The organism is Rhizobium sp. AC44/96 (assembly GCF_001692185.1).
In the GTDB taxonomy this organism is placed as follows: Bacteria; Pseudomonadota; Alphaproteobacteria; order Rhizobiales; family Rhizobiaceae; genus Rhizobium.
In genome coordinates this window covers 167,711-181,501 of record NZ_LXKO01000002.1, presented here as the reverse complement: position 1 = coordinate 181,501, position 13,791 = coordinate 167,711, and the positions used below count along the sequence as shown (strand labels likewise).

At 60.7% G+C, this 13,791-nt stretch carries 15 protein-coding genes; 5 read left to right on the top strand and 10 right to left on the bottom strand.

Annotation, left to right across the window (positions count from 1 at the left end):
* Window positions 1-3: 3 nt before the first annotated feature.
* The 5 genes from A6U87_RS06595 to A6U87_RS06575 form a co-directional block, all read right to left on the bottom strand.
* Complete coding sequence (locus tag A6U87_RS06595) at window positions 4-939, bottom strand: ABC transporter permease (RefSeq protein WP_065690438.1); 936 nt, start codon at window positions 937-939, stop codon at window positions 4-6.
* Window positions 932-2,506 carry a sugar ABC transporter ATP-binding protein gene (locus A6U87_RS06590; protein WP_083199301.1) on the bottom strand — a complete coding sequence of 525 codons (1,575 nt, stop codon included), beginning with the start codon at window positions 2,504-2,506 and terminating at the stop codon, window positions 932-934. Before A6U87_RS06590 ends, A6U87_RS06595 begins: the two co-directional genes overlap by 8 nt.
* A complete protein-coding gene (locus A6U87_RS06585) occupies window positions 2,503-3,669 on the bottom strand; it encodes a Gfo/Idh/MocA family protein (RefSeq protein WP_065690436.1) in 1,167 nt (388 codons plus the stop codon). Before A6U87_RS06585 ends, A6U87_RS06590 begins: the two co-directional genes overlap by 4 nt.
* Before the next feature lie 113 nt (window positions 3,670-3,782).
* Window positions 3,783-4,904: a substrate-binding domain-containing protein gene (locus A6U87_RS06580; RefSeq protein WP_083199300.1), complete on the bottom strand. Its 1,122-nt coding sequence runs from the start codon at window positions 4,902-4,904 to the stop codon at window positions 3,783-3,785.
* Between the two features lie 44 nt (window positions 4,905-4,948).
* Window positions 4,949-5,761: a sugar phosphate isomerase/epimerase gene (locus A6U87_RS06575; RefSeq protein ID WP_065690434.1), complete on the bottom strand. Its 813-nt coding sequence runs from the start codon at window positions 5,759-5,761 to the stop codon at window positions 4,949-4,951.
* Between the two features lie 186 nt (window positions 5,762-5,947).
* On the opposite strand from A6U87_RS06575, the gene A6U87_RS06570 reads away from it, so the two are divergent.
* The 4 genes from A6U87_RS06570 to A6U87_RS06555 are packed head-to-tail and all read left to right on the top strand — an operon-like array spanning window position 5,948 to window position 8,899.
* Window positions 5,948-7,300, top strand: a complete 1,353-nt coding sequence (locus tag A6U87_RS06570; RefSeq protein ID WP_065690433.1) for an ROK family protein — start codon at window positions 5,948-5,950, stop codon at window positions 7,298-7,300.
* 10 nt (window positions 7,301-7,310) lie between these two features.
* Window positions 7,311-8,324 carry a substrate-binding domain-containing protein gene (locus A6U87_RS06565; protein ID WP_065690432.1) on the top strand — a complete coding sequence of 338 codons (1,014 nt, stop codon included), beginning with the start codon at window positions 7,311-7,313 and terminating at the stop codon, window positions 8,322-8,324.
* 49 nt (window positions 8,325-8,373) lie between these two features.
* On the top strand, window positions 8,374-8,652 hold the full coding sequence (locus tag A6U87_RS06560) for a hypothetical protein (RefSeq protein WP_065690431.1): 279 nt from the start codon (window positions 8,374-8,376) through the stop codon (window positions 8,650-8,652).
* A gap of 22 nt (window positions 8,653-8,674) precedes the next feature.
* On the top strand, window positions 8,675-8,899 hold the full coding sequence (locus tag A6U87_RS06555) for a hypothetical protein (RefSeq protein ID WP_065690430.1): 225 nt from the start codon (window positions 8,675-8,677) through the stop codon (window positions 8,897-8,899).
* Between the two features lie 510 nt (window positions 8,900-9,409).
* Here A6U87_RS06555 and A6U87_RS06545 read toward each other — a convergent pair.
* Both A6U87_RS06545 and A6U87_RS06540 read right to left on the bottom strand, forming a co-directional pair.
* Window positions 9,410-9,832: a hypothetical protein gene (locus tag A6U87_RS06545; protein WP_065690428.1), complete on the bottom strand. Its 423-nt coding sequence runs from the start codon at window positions 9,830-9,832 to the stop codon at window positions 9,410-9,412.
* A 48-nt stretch (window positions 9,833-9,880) separates the two neighbouring features.
* Window positions 9,881-10,114: a hypothetical protein gene (locus A6U87_RS06540; protein WP_065690427.1), complete on the bottom strand. Its 234-nt coding sequence runs from the start codon at window positions 10,112-10,114 to the stop codon at window positions 9,881-9,883.
* A 466-nt stretch (window positions 10,115-10,580) separates the two neighbouring features.
* Between A6U87_RS06540 and A6U87_RS06535 the strand changes: the two genes are divergently transcribed.
* The gene (locus A6U87_RS06535) at window positions 10,581-10,853 is read left to right on the top strand and encodes an usg protein (RefSeq protein ID WP_065690426.1); all 273 of its coding nucleotides are present in this window, start codon (window positions 10,581-10,583) and stop codon (window positions 10,851-10,853) included.
* A gap of 375 nt (window positions 10,854-11,228) precedes the next feature.
* Here the strand turns inward: A6U87_RS06535 and A6U87_RS06530 are convergent, their stop codons facing one another.
* From A6U87_RS06530 to A6U87_RS06520, 3 genes are all read right to left on the bottom strand, one after another.
* The gene (locus A6U87_RS06530; RefSeq protein WP_275078378.1) at window positions 11,229-11,687 is read right to left on the bottom strand and encodes a CBS domain-containing protein; all 459 of its coding nucleotides are present in this window, start codon (window positions 11,685-11,687) and stop codon (window positions 11,229-11,231) included.
* A gap of 454 nt (window positions 11,688-12,141) precedes the next feature.
* On the bottom strand, window positions 12,142-12,759 hold the full coding sequence (locus tag A6U87_RS06525) for a DJ-1/PfpI family protein (RefSeq protein WP_065690424.1): 618 nt from the start codon (window positions 12,757-12,759) through the stop codon (window positions 12,142-12,144).
* 62 nt (window positions 12,760-12,821) lie between these two features.
* A complete protein-coding gene (locus tag A6U87_RS06520; protein WP_141683918.1) occupies window positions 12,822-13,772 on the bottom strand; it encodes a substrate-binding domain-containing protein in 951 nt (316 codons plus the stop codon).
* Window positions 13,773-13,791: the final 19 nt, after the last annotated feature.

Genomic DNA, 13,791 nt, shown 5'->3' with positions numbered 1-13,791 from the left:
GCATCAGCTCCGCTTCTGGCTGAGCGCGACGGCAAGGATGATGATGCCGCCGCGGGCGATCAGTTGCTGGCTGAATTCGAGCCCCATCAGAATGAGACCGTTGTTGATGAGGCCGATCATCAGGGCGCCTACGATGGTCCCGATCACCGTCCCCCTGCCACCGAATAGGCTTGTGCCGCCGAGCACCGCAGCCGCGATGACCGAAAGTTCGTCGCCCTCGCCAAGCTGAAAGCGGCCAGATTGCAGGCGCCCCGCATAGAGCATGCCGGCGAGCGCTGCCGCCAGCGAAGAGATGACCAGCACCTTGAACTTGATTGCCTTCGTGTCGATGCCGGAATAGCGCGCCGCCGTCTCGCCGCCGCCGGTCGCCAGCACCCGTCTGCCGAAGCCCGAGCGCCGCAGCGCGACATGGCCGATTCCGCCAAGCACTGCCATCCAGAACAGCAGCACCGGCACCGGCCCGAGATTGCCACCGCCGAAGAGCCAGGCATAGCCGGTCGACAGGATCGGTACCGCCGCCGTTGCGGATATCCACATGGCGACGCCCTTGGCGATGCCCATCATGGCGAGCGTGGTGAGGAACGAGGGAATGCCAATACGGGTGGTCAGCCAGCCGTTGAACATGCCGACCGCAAGCCCGGTGGCGATGCCGGCCCCGACGCCGACGAGCGGCCCTCCGGCGGCAATCGCCATTGCAACGGTGACGGTCGAGAGGCCAGCGACCGCGCCGATCGAAAGATCGATCTCACCGGCCGAAAGCACGAAGGTCATGGCGATCGCCATGACGGCGATCATCGCCGTTTGCCGCACGATGTTGAGCAAATTGTTGGGATTGAGGAACCCCTTGTCGGCCAACGCCACCGCGAAGACGAGGAAGATGACGATGAAACCAATGTAGATGATGTTCTGGCGCCAGTTGGCGAAGATGGCGTTAGCCATTGGATACCTCTTGAACCGCAAGGGCTTTCTGGATTTCGATCTGCAGCCGCTGTTCGGCCGCCTGGAGACGGTGCGCAAGGTCATCGCGAGGCACCGACGGGTCATCAAGCGCCTCGCGCGCCAGGTCCTGGTGGACGCGCCCCTCGGACATAACGAGAATGCGGTCGCAGGCGGTCAAAAGCTCGGAAAGTTCGGACGAGATCATGATGATGCCCTTGCCGGCAGCGGCAAGCTCGCGCACCAGGCGGATGATCTCGGATTTCGAGCCTATATCGATACCGGCGGTCGGCTCGTCGAGAATGAGGATGTCGGGGTTGGTCGCAAGCCACTTGCCGATGACGACCTTTTGCTGGTTGCCGCCCGAAAGCGTCGAGACGGCGTGATCGCGGCTCGCCGTTTTCACGCGAAGGCGCTCGATTTGCGCGTCGGTCAGATCGTTTGCGGCCTTCGTATCAACGAGGCCGCCCGTGGAAAGCCGATCGATGACGGCAAGGATCATGTTTGAGGCGACAGAATGGGCGGGGATGATGCCCTGCGTCGCACGCGCTTCCGGCACCAGCGCGACACCCGCAGCGATAGCGTCGCCCGGCTTGCGGAACGCGACCGCACGGCCCTTGATGTATATCTCTCCGTTGACGGCCGGGTCGATGCCGGCAATCACCCGCGCAAGCGACGAACGGCCCGACCCGAGCAGACCTGCAAGCCCTATGATTTCGCCACGATGCAACGTCAGGGAAATGTTCTCCGGCTTTTGACGACCGCTGACATTCGCGAGCTCCAACAGCACTTCGCCCTTCACGGCCTCGCCGCGCTCGACGTCCGACAGCCCTTTGGAGCGCCGGCCGACGATATGTTCGATCATCGTGTCGATCGGCAATTCACTAAGCGGCGCAGTGATGACGTGGCGACCGTCGCGCAGGATCGTCGCGCGATCGGCGATGCGAGCAATCTCGTCCATGCGGTGGCTGACATAGATGATCGCCACCCCTTTCGCCTTCAACTTGCGCAGGAAGATGAAGAGCCGCTCGACATCGGAAACGGCAAGCGCCGTCGATGGTTCGTCCAGAACCAACACCCTGGCATCCTGCGAGATTGCCTTGGCAATCTCCGTCAACTGTTTCTGGCCGGCGCCGAGATCGCCGACCACGGCCTTCGGGTCGACGAAGACGTCGAGGAGTGCGAAGATGCCCGCCGCGCGCCGCTCGGCTTCCCGGTCATCGATAAACCCCGTTCCGTCACGGCACTCGCGCGTCAGGAAGATGTTCTGGGCGACCGTCAACGTCGGGACCAGGCTCATTTCCTGGTAGTTCATCGCGATGCCGGCCGCGCGCGACGCCTCCGGCGTATGCGTCGTCAGAGGCACGCCGCCAACCTCGATTGCCCCCTGGTCGGGGCGATGCACCCCGTTCAGCACCTTGAGGATCGTTGACTTGCCGGCGCCATTGCCGCCAAGCAGAGCATGAACTTCGCCCGGCAGGACCTCGAAGGATACGTCTTCGAGCGCGCGCACCCCCCCGAAAGCCTTTGAAATGCCGGTCATGCGGACGGCAGCGGCACTCGCAGTCATCCCACCTTCTCCCATTGTCCCGTCTCACCGGAGCGGATAAGGGCGTCGGCGACGAGTTCGGTCAGCAGGCCGTCCTCGAAGTTCGGGCTCGGCTGCCGGTTCTTCGCGATGGCCGAGAAGAAATCGTAGCACTCGACGATCTTCGTCTCCGAATAACCGATGCCGAGGCCAGGGATCGGCCACAGGCCGTTGCCATAGGGATGCGCCGGGCCGGTATAGATGGTGCGGAAGCCGCGGGCATCGCCCGGATCGTCGGCAAACATCACCTGCAGCTCGTCGCGGCGCTCGTAATTGAAGTGGATCGAGCCCTTGGTGCCGTGAATTTCCAAAGTGATGAAGTTGTTCCGGCCATAGGCGTTGCGGGTTGCTTCCAGGCTTCCGATTGCACCGCCCTCGAATTTCAGCATCGAGACGACCTCGTCGTCAACATCCACCTCACCCCGTTCGACATCAGTCGCCTTCTCCGCCGCGCCGAGCTTGTCGATGCCGCCTTGCTGGAGCGGCCGCGTCTTGTTGTAAGTCGTCGTCAGCGCGTTCACCTCGGCGATCGGGCCGACGAGATAGTGCGCAAGATCGACCACATGGGTGGCGATGTCGCCGACCGAGCCTGATCCGGCGATCTTTTTCTGGAAGCGCCAGGAGAGCGGTGAATCCGGGTCTGCCGACCAGTCTTGCAGATAAGTGCCGCGGAAATTCAGGATCCGGCCGATGCGGCCCTCTTCGATATATTTCCTGGCGAGCGCCACAGCCGGCGTACGGCGGTAGTTGAAGGCAACCATGTGAACGATGCCGGCGGCCTTCGCCGCGTCGCGCATCGCCCTCGCTTCCTCGACGGTACGGGCGAGCGGCTTCTCGCAGATGATATGCTTTCCGGCCTTCGCCGCTTCAATGGCGATCTCGGCATGCACGTTGTTCGGCGTGCAGATGTCCACGACGTCGATATCCGGCCGGTTGACGACGGCGCGCCAGTCGGAGGACGCTTCTTCGAAACCGTAGCGCTGGCGCGCCTCCTCTGCCATGCCGTCTGTCACGTCGACAACGACCTTGCGATGTGGAATGGCCGGCGCCGGCCAGAAGAACATCGGCATGGAGGCATAAGCCATGGCATGCGCCTTGCCCATGAAACCGCCGCCGATCATGGCGACGTTCATCACTTTGGTCATCAGTTTTCTCCAATGAAAGAGGTTGGCTGCAACGAGCCGCGTTCATCTGCCGGCGCAAGCCGGATCAAATCATTCGGCCCGGGGCACGGTCGTCGCGCCCCGGGCGTGGTCGGTCACTGTCCGAGGCTTGACTTGATGTTGTCGGTCGCCTCGGTTGAATAGACCGCCTTCCAGCCCTCGAGCAGCGTCTCGCGCGTCACCGGTAGCGCCGGCAGCGCGACGAAGGCGGGTGCTTGCTTATCGAGCAGCGCATAGCCGGCAAGCTTGGCTTCGACCACGCCGGCGTCGTAGGGCCGCTGCGCGCCAAGCCCCTTGACGAAACCACCCTGGGCCATCGAGATCGCCACGTTCTCGCCGAGATCGATCGTGGTGATGGCGAGATCGTCTCGACCGGCAACGCGCGCTGCCGAGATCACACCTTCGGCCGGCACGTCCCAAACCGCCCAAATGCCCTTGATGGTCGGATTGGAGGTGAGGATAGCCGAAGCCGCCTTTTCCGCATCGCCCGAGAAATCTGGTCCGCCGATGCCCTGCTCGGCCACGATCTTGATATTGGGGTAGTCGGACGCGATCGTCGCCTTGAAGCCATCGTAGCGCTGCTTGGTAACGAAGAAGTCGGCGGCATGGAAGACCAGTCCGATATCGCCTTCTCCCTTCAGCGCCTTCGCCATGAGATGTGCCGCGGCGACGCCGTTGCCGTAGTTGTCTGCCGACACGACCGAAACGTAGTCCTTCCCGGCCACGAAACCGGTCGGCACGTTATCCATGAAAACGAGCTTGGTGCCGGCCTCCGCTGCCGCCCTGTATGCCCCGGCGGTCGCCGTAGGGTCTGTCGGGATCGAGACGATTATGCTCGGCTTCTGCGCCATGATGGTCTCAATGTCGGAGACCTGCTTTTCCGGCTTGAAGCCGGCGTCGGTCACGGCAAGCACCTTGATGCCCATGGCGGCAAACTGTGTCTTCAGACCGTTGATCTGGGCGCGCGACCAGTCGTTGCCGCCGTAGTGCATGACGATCGCAGCCGTCGCGTTCATCGCCTTGATCTTGGTCAGTTCTTCGTCAGTCAGCGTCACATCGGAGGCCGGCGACGGAGATTCGCCCGAAGGTCCCTTGGAGAGAACTGTCTTCTGAAGTTGCGCCAGCGCGCTGTCCGGATCGGCGAATGCCGGTACGCCATGTGCAAGAGTGAGCGCCAGCACGGCGGCCGTGCCTAACAGAGTTCGTCTTTTTATCATCACTTTTCCTCCCGAAAATGGGGCTCCAGCCCCGGTCACGGCCGTCAGGCCGATTTAAGATAGGCCATGCTCGCTTTCGCTCCCTCCAGCGGATCAGGCCAGGAATCGAGTTCGGTACAAAGCCAGCCGGCAAAGCCGGTCTCTCGTAGGGCCGCGATGATCCCGTCCGTTGGGACGTCGCCGCGATCGATCGGTGTGAAGGCGAAGGGCTCTCTCTGATACCCTTTCAGGTGCACATAGGAGATGCGTGCCGCGTGCTCGCGGACCAGCGCCGCGGGATCGCCGCCGGCAGCGGCGAGATGGGCCGTGTCCGGGCAGAAATTGATACCGGTGAGCGCAAAGATCTTGCGCACTTGCGCCGGTCCTTCGACGATCGTGGAAAGATGCGGGTGATAGTGGGCGGTAAGACCCCGCGCTTCGGCGATCTCCTTCACCCGGTCGAGTGCTGCCGCGAGCTTGTGATAATCCGCCTCGCGGATGCCATCGAAGCGCTTCGCGCCGCCACCGACAACGAGATGCGGCGCCCCGAGTTCAGCGGCGCGATCGGCGGCACGAACGACCCGGGCAAGCTCCTCTGGCAAGATATCATCGAAGATGAAATTGCCGCCGGCATAGGTCGCAACGAGCGCGAGACCGTTGTCGGCAAGCAGGGAGCGCATGTCTTCGGACCTAAAATCGAGAAGGTTGCCGTCGAAAAGCTCGACACCCTCGTAGCCCGCCACGGCGATATCAGCGAAGGCGCGACGCATGTCGCCGAACGTCCGGTAGGCGAGATTGGTGATCGACGTAACGCCGACGGGATCCCCGCCAAGGCTGCCCCAGCAATTCGCATGATAAGCGAGCTTGAAGTTCGACATCGGCGCCTCCTCCCAGTGACCGTCGTGACTTGCAGCAAGTCTTACGTCGAAGAAAAATCGATGTCAATTATTTATCTGCATATCATGGCTTTCTTTTGCTGTTTTAATGCAAAAGTATGGTGTTGCCAGTCGAAACGAGCAGCTTTATCAAGGGAAGGAAGGCGAAGCGGCCAGGAAGGAAAAACCATGCCGACGACGGCGAGCATGCAAACTGATGGACATCCGCGCCGCAAAGGCCGTCCGCGCGTCTCCGAGACCGCCGCACCCAGCCTCGTCGATATCCTCAATCTTGTCCGCACCGAACAGGCCACCACTCGCCAGGAAATCGAGCGCCAAAGCGAGCTTGGGCGCGCTGTCGTCGCCGATAGGCTCGGAATGCTCAGCGAACTCGGTCTCGTCGATGAAAGCGAGCTTGGCACCGCCACCGGAGGCCGGGCGCCACGCCTCGTGCGGTTTGCGGCGGATCGCGGACGCATTCTCGTCGCCACGCTCGACCAGACCGCACTCGGCGTCGGCGTTGCCGATCTCGCCGGCTCACTGCTCATGGAACATCACGAGGCGACCGAACTCGCTCAACCGGTCTCGGCCCTTGCGGAACGGCTGGTGACGCTCTTCCGCTGGATTCTCGAGCGGCAGTCAAATCCTCAGCTCTACGGCATCTCCATTTCCGTACCCGGCGCCGTTTCCGACGGCGGCGAGGCGCTTTTTCAGCGTACCACACCGGGTGTCCTCCCGGGCTGGGAAAGCTTTCCGCTGGTCGAGACACTGGTTGCAGCCTTTGATGCTCCAGTCTGGCTTCGCTCCAGCGTCGAAACGATGACGATGGGCGAACTCCACGCCGGGGCCGGACGCAATCAACGCACGATGCTGCTGGTCAAGGTCGGCAAACGGATCGGCGCCGGACTGGCAAGCGAAGGGGTGCTGTTTCGCGGCGCTCAGGGTACGGTCGGCCTCATCGGTTCCGTACCGGTGACGTTGGGCGACAGGGCCGGCACGCTCGAAGCGATGGCGGGATCGGACCACATAGCCCAGGACGGCAGGCTCGCGGCGGAGAACGGAGCGAGCCCGGTCCTCGCCGAGCTTGTGCGACGCGGCGGCGACATTACGGCGCTGGAAGTCGCCCAGGCCGCCCAGGTTGGCGATGCTGCGGCAATCGAGATCCTGTCGCAGAGTGGCCGGCTGATCGGCCAGGTGGTCGCGACGCTCGCCAACATGCTGAACCCGGCGCTCATCGTGTTATCCGGTTCGATCGCCCAGACCAATGACATTCTTCTCGCGTCGGCGCGGGAGGCAATTTATGGTGCCTGCCACCCGCTCGTCAGCCGCGATCTGCAGATCATCCGCTCCCAGATGGGCAGCTCGTCGGGGCTTGTCGGGGCCGCCATCGTCGCGACCGAAGGCCTGTTCGCAGCACCCATGCTGCGAGACTGGATCATGTCGGGCCGGCCCCAGGCGCATCCGCTATTCCAGCAGATGAAGAACGAGATCGCCCAGCGGAAGGCCATCAAGGGAGACAATGTCCGGCCGCCGGACATGTAAGGAGGAATGAATGGCAATTACTGGTCTTGGCCCCCATGGTGAGCGCGCGTCGGCACCCGAGCGGGTGCTGCTCCTGCCCGAGGACATGGAGCGGGCACGGGCAAGTGGCTTCCGCGTCGCGATCGTGCTGCACACGCTTGAGAGCGACTGGGCCAAGCAGCAGCTTTCGGGCATCGTCGGCACGCTTGGCAATTGCGGGGTCGCGGTCATCGACGTGGTCGACTGCGGCTTCAACCCGGAGGTACAGATCGAAGCACTGGAGCGCCTGATCCTCGAGGCGCCTGACGCGATCATATCGCTGCCCGTCGCCAATTCGAAAGTGGCGGCGGCTCATTCGCGCGTCTCCGCGGCCGGCATAAGACTCGTCCTGCTCGACAACGTCCCGACCGGCCTTCTTCCAGGCAAGGACTACATCTCGCTGGTCTCGGCGGACAATTTCGGGCTCGGGAAGATCGCGGCGGAAGGCTTGTCGCCGCATCTGCCTGATGGTGCGGACGTAGGCGTGCTCGGCTATGACGCGGATTTCTTCGCGACGAACGAACGCGAAATAGCCTTTGTGAAGTGGATGCAGATCAATCGCCCGGATCTGACGCTTCGCGTGCGGCGGTTCCCTGCCCTGTCGGATGTCGCGAAGACTACGCGAGACCTCGCTGGAGCCCACCCCAGGCTTGCCGGCCTGTTTGTCGTCTGGGATACGCCAGCAATGACGGCCGCGCAGGTTCTCGACACGATGGGACACAGGCTTTCCATGGCGACGGTGGACCTTGGCCAGGAAGCCGCTATCGGACTTGCCGCCAGCGAACCCCTCGTTGCCATCGCCGCGCAGCAACCCTTCCGCCAGGGAGAAACCGCGGCCTCCATCGTCGTGACCGCTCTGCTTGGCCGCCTGGCCCCCGACTGGGTCGCCTTGCCCGGCCTTGCTGTCACCGCGCGAAATGTCGTGGAATGTTTCCAGACCGTCTGGCGTATGCCGGCGCCGCGCGAAGTGCTACGCAAGCTCAGCCTCGTTGGCCCGACCAAATAGCGGTCTTTTGCAGCCTTATGGAGCCTGCCGGCCCAGGCTCGTCGGCTCCATGCTTTCCGGCAAACTGATGCTGTGGGCAGTGCCCCAGCACCGAACAGCCGTGCGGGTTCGTTTCGATCAGTTCTTGATGGCCGTGCTCTTGAGCTGGGACTGCGCCTTCTACAAGCCGGTGTTCGACCAGAACATGATGGAAATCGAGATTTGCCCACATCGCCATATCCGGATATCGAACAATACTGATTTAATTCAGCTGGTTGCACCTTCGAGGATCCATGGTTTGTTCGCCGCAGAAATTGATTTTTTCATCTGCGTCACCAGATTCGGATGAGGCAAGAGAAGGAAGCAACGATATGACCATGACTTCCGAAGACGTTATCGCCATTCTTGGCCCTGTCGATGAAACGCTGGTGGCCGAGGTCATCGCGACGGGTGCGACGCGGACTGAACTTGCCGAGGCATTTGCATGGGCCAGCAACGACGAAGCCTTGATAGGTGAAGGTCGGCGACTGCCGGGAGGAAGGGTTGCCGAGCTCGTTGATCTGCTGTGCGCCGAAGAGGAAGAGCACGACAGATAGCATGATTTTGAGTTGATCAGCGAAGCGTCACCCAACCGCGTCATCCATTCGCGTGAATGCGGATATCGCCTGTGCGATCGATCATGTCCACCACGATGTAGCGGCCGGAACATTGGAAGATGACGTCTTGCGAACCATTGCCAATCACGACGCCGCAACGTCACGCGTAGAGGACGCTCGGAAGCCGCGGCTCGTTTACGCTGAACTGCACGGCGTGCGGATCGAACGCTACACCGAGACACGAATCAATAGCGATAGTGTCACTGCTGCTTAACACGCCTGTGACTGGTCGCCGGCGCGGGAGGGTGAAGGAAAGCCCCGAAAGCCCGGGAGAAGAGCGGCAATAGTCCCTCGAGTATCGGCGCAACAGCCGTGACCGCGATATCGAGCCGTTGTGACGAGGCGCTCATCGGCATGTGAGCGACCCGTTCGGCTCGCGCGGGATAGGTGACGCCGGTGAATAGAGCATCCCTGCGTCCAGGCCAAGCACGCGACGATCAGAGGGAATGGCTAGATCTCGAATGCGTGTTTGCGACGCCGTCCCTTCCGGTAGCTGCACAGACCGAAGCCGCCGGGTGGGCGCGACAGGCATCTCCAGCGGCGGTCACGGTTGTCGTTGGCGCAAGCCGTCTGCTTTTGCGCCAACATGTTTTGATCATTACCATCAAGAGCCTTCAAAGTCGCAACAACCTCGTCGTAGGAGACGATGTGGTCTGTCCCGGGGTAACGTCGCCAGGCTGGCATTGATTCGATTGCAGATATATCGGACGCCCATGAGGCCAATATCGCCCTCTTCTCGTCCTTGCTGATATCGCCCGCCGTCAGAACGTCGCGGGGATGATCGAAGTGCATAGCCGGGTGCAACAGATGCGCTGCGCTGATTGTTGCTACGGCATGCTTGGCTGCAGAATTGTGATCCGTTTCCTTTCTCATGCTCCAACTCCACTGATATAGGTCCAATCGACCTTGTACCTTTCGTGGTCACGCGGTCGTTTCGAACAGACCGCGCGCAGCCTGAACCATGGTTTTCAGGTGTTCGGGATTGCGAACGCCCTGGCGATAAAGCTCCACCACGATGGCAGCGATCCGTTCGGCTTCTTCAGAATCGCGAGGCACATCCGCCATCGCCCTGAGCTCATCGAAGACGTACTGGCAAATTTCGAGATCACGGGAATCGAGCGGCGCTTGCGACTTCTTGATGATCGTTTGAACCATTTATTCCTCCATTTCCCAAGGCCCACCCTTGCGGCAGGGCGGACCAGCATCGATTGCCTTAGGAGTCCCATGGCGGCGCCGGCGAGGATTGCCGATGCGGCGTCCTTCTTGGGTTTTTCTGCGATCATGGCTTCGGTTGCCACCAGCAGGCGGAGACAAGACTGTGGTCATGAAGCGGTCGGAACGACATGTTTTCCTCCGTTGGACAAAAAAGATGACGTCAATCCCTGACCGGGGGCCATGGGGTCCCGGCGGATGCAAAACCTCAATCGAGCATTGTGCACAAAATGATCTGGTTTGGCGTTTTTCCGATTTCAAGGGGACAAAACGAAAAAATCAGCACTCGTATAGAGTGGCTGCTAACATCCTGGAAAGGAACAACAAACACGGTTTTTTCGTTCGAAAAACCGTTGATAGTCGCAAAGTTTTACGCCACATTCGCAATGTCATGAAACGGAGATGAAGCATGCGATTTTCATCGGACCTGGAATGTCAGCTCAATGGCTACGGGCTCACCACTGCACACATCCTCTACCGTATTCCCGATTTCGAATCTGTACTGCAAACCTACGTTTGGCAAGATTACGACCTCGCTCCCGATTTCCCTGAGATGCAAAGGTTCCTGGCTTACTGGCAGGCAAACCTCGACGGGCCGCTGCATTCCGTCCGCTACACGCACCAGCGCCTGATCGGACCGAACGAATGGCGCCGCGTTGAAGGCGAATTCAAGCTCCAGTAAGGATTGATTCCGAATTCTGCGATTAGGCTCGATGAGCTCGGTCACGCACGTGACAACGTGTCGGATGAGGCTCCCGGGCCGCCTGCCCCAGCGCCTGGGTGTATTGGTACCCGAGCGCTGTGTGCCGTAATGCACGCCCAGATGGTGATGCCCTAAGATCGGCGCGCCCGTGTCTCTACGAGACAAGGCCCGACGCTGACGACGAGATCGTTCGAGCGATGAACTCGAGGTGACCTGTGCGCTGTTCAAGAGTTGATGGGTCGGACGTGGTATCGAATACTTGAACCGAAGTCGCCGAACGAAACATCCTTAGGATCTGAATTCTCTCTTTTCGGTATTGGGCGAAGTCTGCCACCGGCCAATCCGCTTCCAGCGCTAATCCGTTGGCTCAAGCAAGTCGTCCAGTCTTTCGACCACGGCGCGAACCACATCAGCTCGGCTGACGATGCCGACCAACACGCCGTCACGCAGGATAAGGACACGCTTGATCCTGTGTTTCAGCATCAGATCAGCCAACTCCGCAATCGAGGTTTCCTCATCAGCGGAGATGATGGCCGACTGCATAATGTCGCGAACGTGCTGCTGGTTGAGGCGGATTTCGGAGAGGAACTCCGGCGCGAGTGCCTCGCCTTCCGCCAGCATGCGTAGCCATTGCGCTCGCTTGCTTTGAAACTGCGCGCCGAAGTGACGCATCACGTCGCCTTCGCTAATCAATCCAAGCGGCCGGTTATCTTGTGTCACCACCGGTACGGCGGTGACTTGGTGGATCAGCATGCGCCTGGCCGCCTCGGCCACGGTGGTCTCCGGCGACACCGTAACCAAATTCGTTGTCATCACAGACTTCGCAGGGATTGTCATGTTTACGGCTCCAGCTGGAAGAGCGTGAACCATACGGCGTCGGTTTGGCGGCCGCTTTGACGTAACGCAAAGCACCGGTGCCGGCGACGCGTAAATCCGGCGCGAACTCTCGAAGGAATAGCTTCGCCACGGTCTCCCTCGCGCCAGTCAACACTTCCTTGGGGCAGCTTTTCTTCGTCGCCCAAGACGGCCAACTACCCTCTGGCGTGTTCCCCTCAACGATCCTCGAGGGGCTTTGCAGCATGTTTGGTGCTCGCGCCCGACAGCACTGAGATCCCGAAATTGGACCCTCGGTTCTCGCACATGCCGGCCAGGTCCTGTTCATGCGGGACGCTGCTTGGACAAAGACATGCAGTATTTCCGAAGAAGCCGGGGCCGCCGTTGCTGGCGGCCCTGCCTGCTGCGGATCGAGCATAGCTAACGTGGTTGATTATTCAGCAGCCTGAGCCACATCTTCGCGATGGTGAATCTCGGTCCCCAGAACCTTCAAGCATTCCCGGATGAACGCTGCGAGTGCTGTCCATCCCTTCGCTGAAACCATATTTCCATCAACGAGTGCTTCTGTCGGCGACAGATCGACGTAAGTACCACCCGCGAGCGTAACTTCCGGCTCGCAAGCTCCAAGAGCACCAACACGCTTCCCGCGCACGACCCCGTCGACTGCAATCAGGATCTGGACGCCATGGCAGATCGTGAAAATCGGCTTCCGCGTCTCGTGGAAATGGCGAACCATGGCCTGAATACGCTTGTCGGTGCGGATATATTCCGGCCCGCGCCCGCCTGCTGCATAGACTGCGTGGTATTGATCAAGCTGCGCCTCGGCTTCCGAGAACGTCTTGTTGATCGTGAAAAAATGGCCGAGCTTCTCGGTGTAGGTCTGGTCGCCCTCGAAGTCGTGTAGCGAGGTCTTGATCAGATCCCCTGCCTTCTTGTCCGGGCAGACGACATGCACCGTATGGCCGACCGCTTCCATCGCCTGCTGGTAGACGAAGATCTCGTACTCCTCGGTGAACTCGCCCGTCAGCATCAGTATCTTCTTGCCTGGCATGATTTTACTCCTCTTTGGTCATGCGGTGGGGCGGCGCTGGCCGCCCCTGTTGACGTTGATAATCAGAACGGAGAGTCCGGGAAGTAGTATTCCTTGGCGTTCTCCTGGGTGATAAGCGGCGCATCCAGCTTGACCGCTCCTCGCACAGGCGCCTGCCCGACGAGGTTGGCAACGGTCATATAGATCGCAGTCTTGATCATGGCAGGCGGGTAAGGCGTCTCGACCGGGGTCATTGCGTCACCGTCGATGACCTTCTTGACAATGTCCTTCATACCGTTACCACCAAGCGCCAGCTTGATGTCCTTGCGACCTGACTCCTTGACGGCCTCCAGTACGCCAAGCAGCATGTCGTCATCGTTTGCCCATACAGCATCGATCTGCGGGTACTTGGCAAGATAGTCCTGCATGAGTTTGAAGGCGTCATCGCTGTTCCAGTTCGCGTACTGGATATCCAGAACCTTGAGGTCGGTCCCCTTGATGGCGTCCTGGAAACCCTGGATACGCTCATCGTCGATCACGGTCGGAATGCCGCGCAGCACAACGAGATTGCCTTTGCCGCCGAGCTTGTCGATCATGAACTTTGCAGTATTGCGGCCCACGGCGATGTTGTCGCCCGCCAGATAAAGGTCCTGGATGGTCGGGTCGTTAAGGCCCCGATCGACGACCGTGATGAACGTCCCCGAATCCTTGACGGCTTTCACAGGGGTGGTCAGCTCCTCGGACGTGTAGGGCAGAATGACCAGCGCATCGAGCTTGCGGCCTGCCGAGAGATCTTCGAGCGCGCTAACCTGTGCGGTTGCCGAGGGCGAGGTCTTGACGACGACTTCGACGTTGGGAAATGAAGCGTTGATTTCCTTGGCTGCCGCCTGCGCGTGATAAACGATACCTGCCGTCCATCCGTGATCGGCTGCGGGGATCGAAACCGCGACGACCTTCTTGTCGGCGGCAAATCCATGACTTGCGATGAACAAAGTACTCACGGCCGCTGCCGCTATCCATTTCGTAGTAGACATTCCATTCCTCCCAGAATTT

Coding starts and splice junctions, on each gene's coding strand:
- A6U87_RS06530 (WP_275078378.1), bottom strand. CDS start 11,687: ATGACAACGAATTTGGTTACGGTGTCGCCGGAGACCACCGTGGCCGAG.
- A6U87_RS06525 (WP_065690424.1), bottom strand. CDS start 12,759: ATGCCAGGCAAGAAGATACTGATGCTGACGGGCGAGTTCACCGAGGAG.
- A6U87_RS06520 (WP_141683918.1), bottom strand. CDS start 13,772: ATGTCTACTACGAAATGGATAGCGGCAGCGGCCGTGAGTACTTTGTTC.
- A6U87_RS06540 (WP_065690427.1), bottom strand. CDS start 10,114: ATGGTTCAAACGATCATCAAGAAGTCGCAAGCGCCGCTCGATTCCCGT.
- A6U87_RS06535 (WP_065690426.1), top strand. CDS start 10,581: ATGCGATTTTCATCGGACCTGGAATGTCAGCTCAATGGCTACGGGCTC.
- A6U87_RS06580 (WP_083199300.1), bottom strand. CDS start 4,904: ATGATAAAAAGACGAACTCTGTTAGGCACGGCCGCCGTGCTGGCGCTC.
- A6U87_RS06595 (WP_065690438.1), bottom strand. CDS start 939: ATGGCTAACGCCATCTTCGCCAACTGGCGCCAGAACATCATCTACATT.
- A6U87_RS06575 (WP_065690434.1), bottom strand. CDS start 5,761: ATGTCGAACTTCAAGCTCGCTTATCATGCGAATTGCTGGGGCAGCCTT.
- A6U87_RS06570 (WP_065690433.1), top strand. CDS start 5,948: ATGCCGACGACGGCGAGCATGCAAACTGATGGACATCCGCGCCGCAAA.
- A6U87_RS06545 (WP_065690428.1), bottom strand. CDS start 9,832: ATGAGAAAGGAAACGGATCACAATTCTGCAGCCAAGCATGCCGTAGCA.
- A6U87_RS06590 (WP_083199301.1), bottom strand. CDS start 2,506: ATGACTGCGAGTGCCGCTGCCGTCCGCATGACCGGCATTTCAAAGGCT.
- A6U87_RS06555 (WP_065690430.1), top strand. CDS start 8,675: ATGACCATGACTTCCGAAGACGTTATCGCCATTCTTGGCCCTGTCGAT.
- A6U87_RS06560 (WP_065690431.1), top strand. CDS start 8,374: ATGCTTTCCGGCAAACTGATGCTGTGGGCAGTGCCCCAGCACCGAACA.
- A6U87_RS06585 (WP_065690436.1), bottom strand. CDS start 3,669: ATGACCAAAGTGATGAACGTCGCCATGATCGGCGGCGGTTTCATGGGC.
- A6U87_RS06565 (WP_065690432.1), top strand. CDS start 7,311: ATGGCAATTACTGGTCTTGGCCCCCATGGTGAGCGCGCGTCGGCACCC.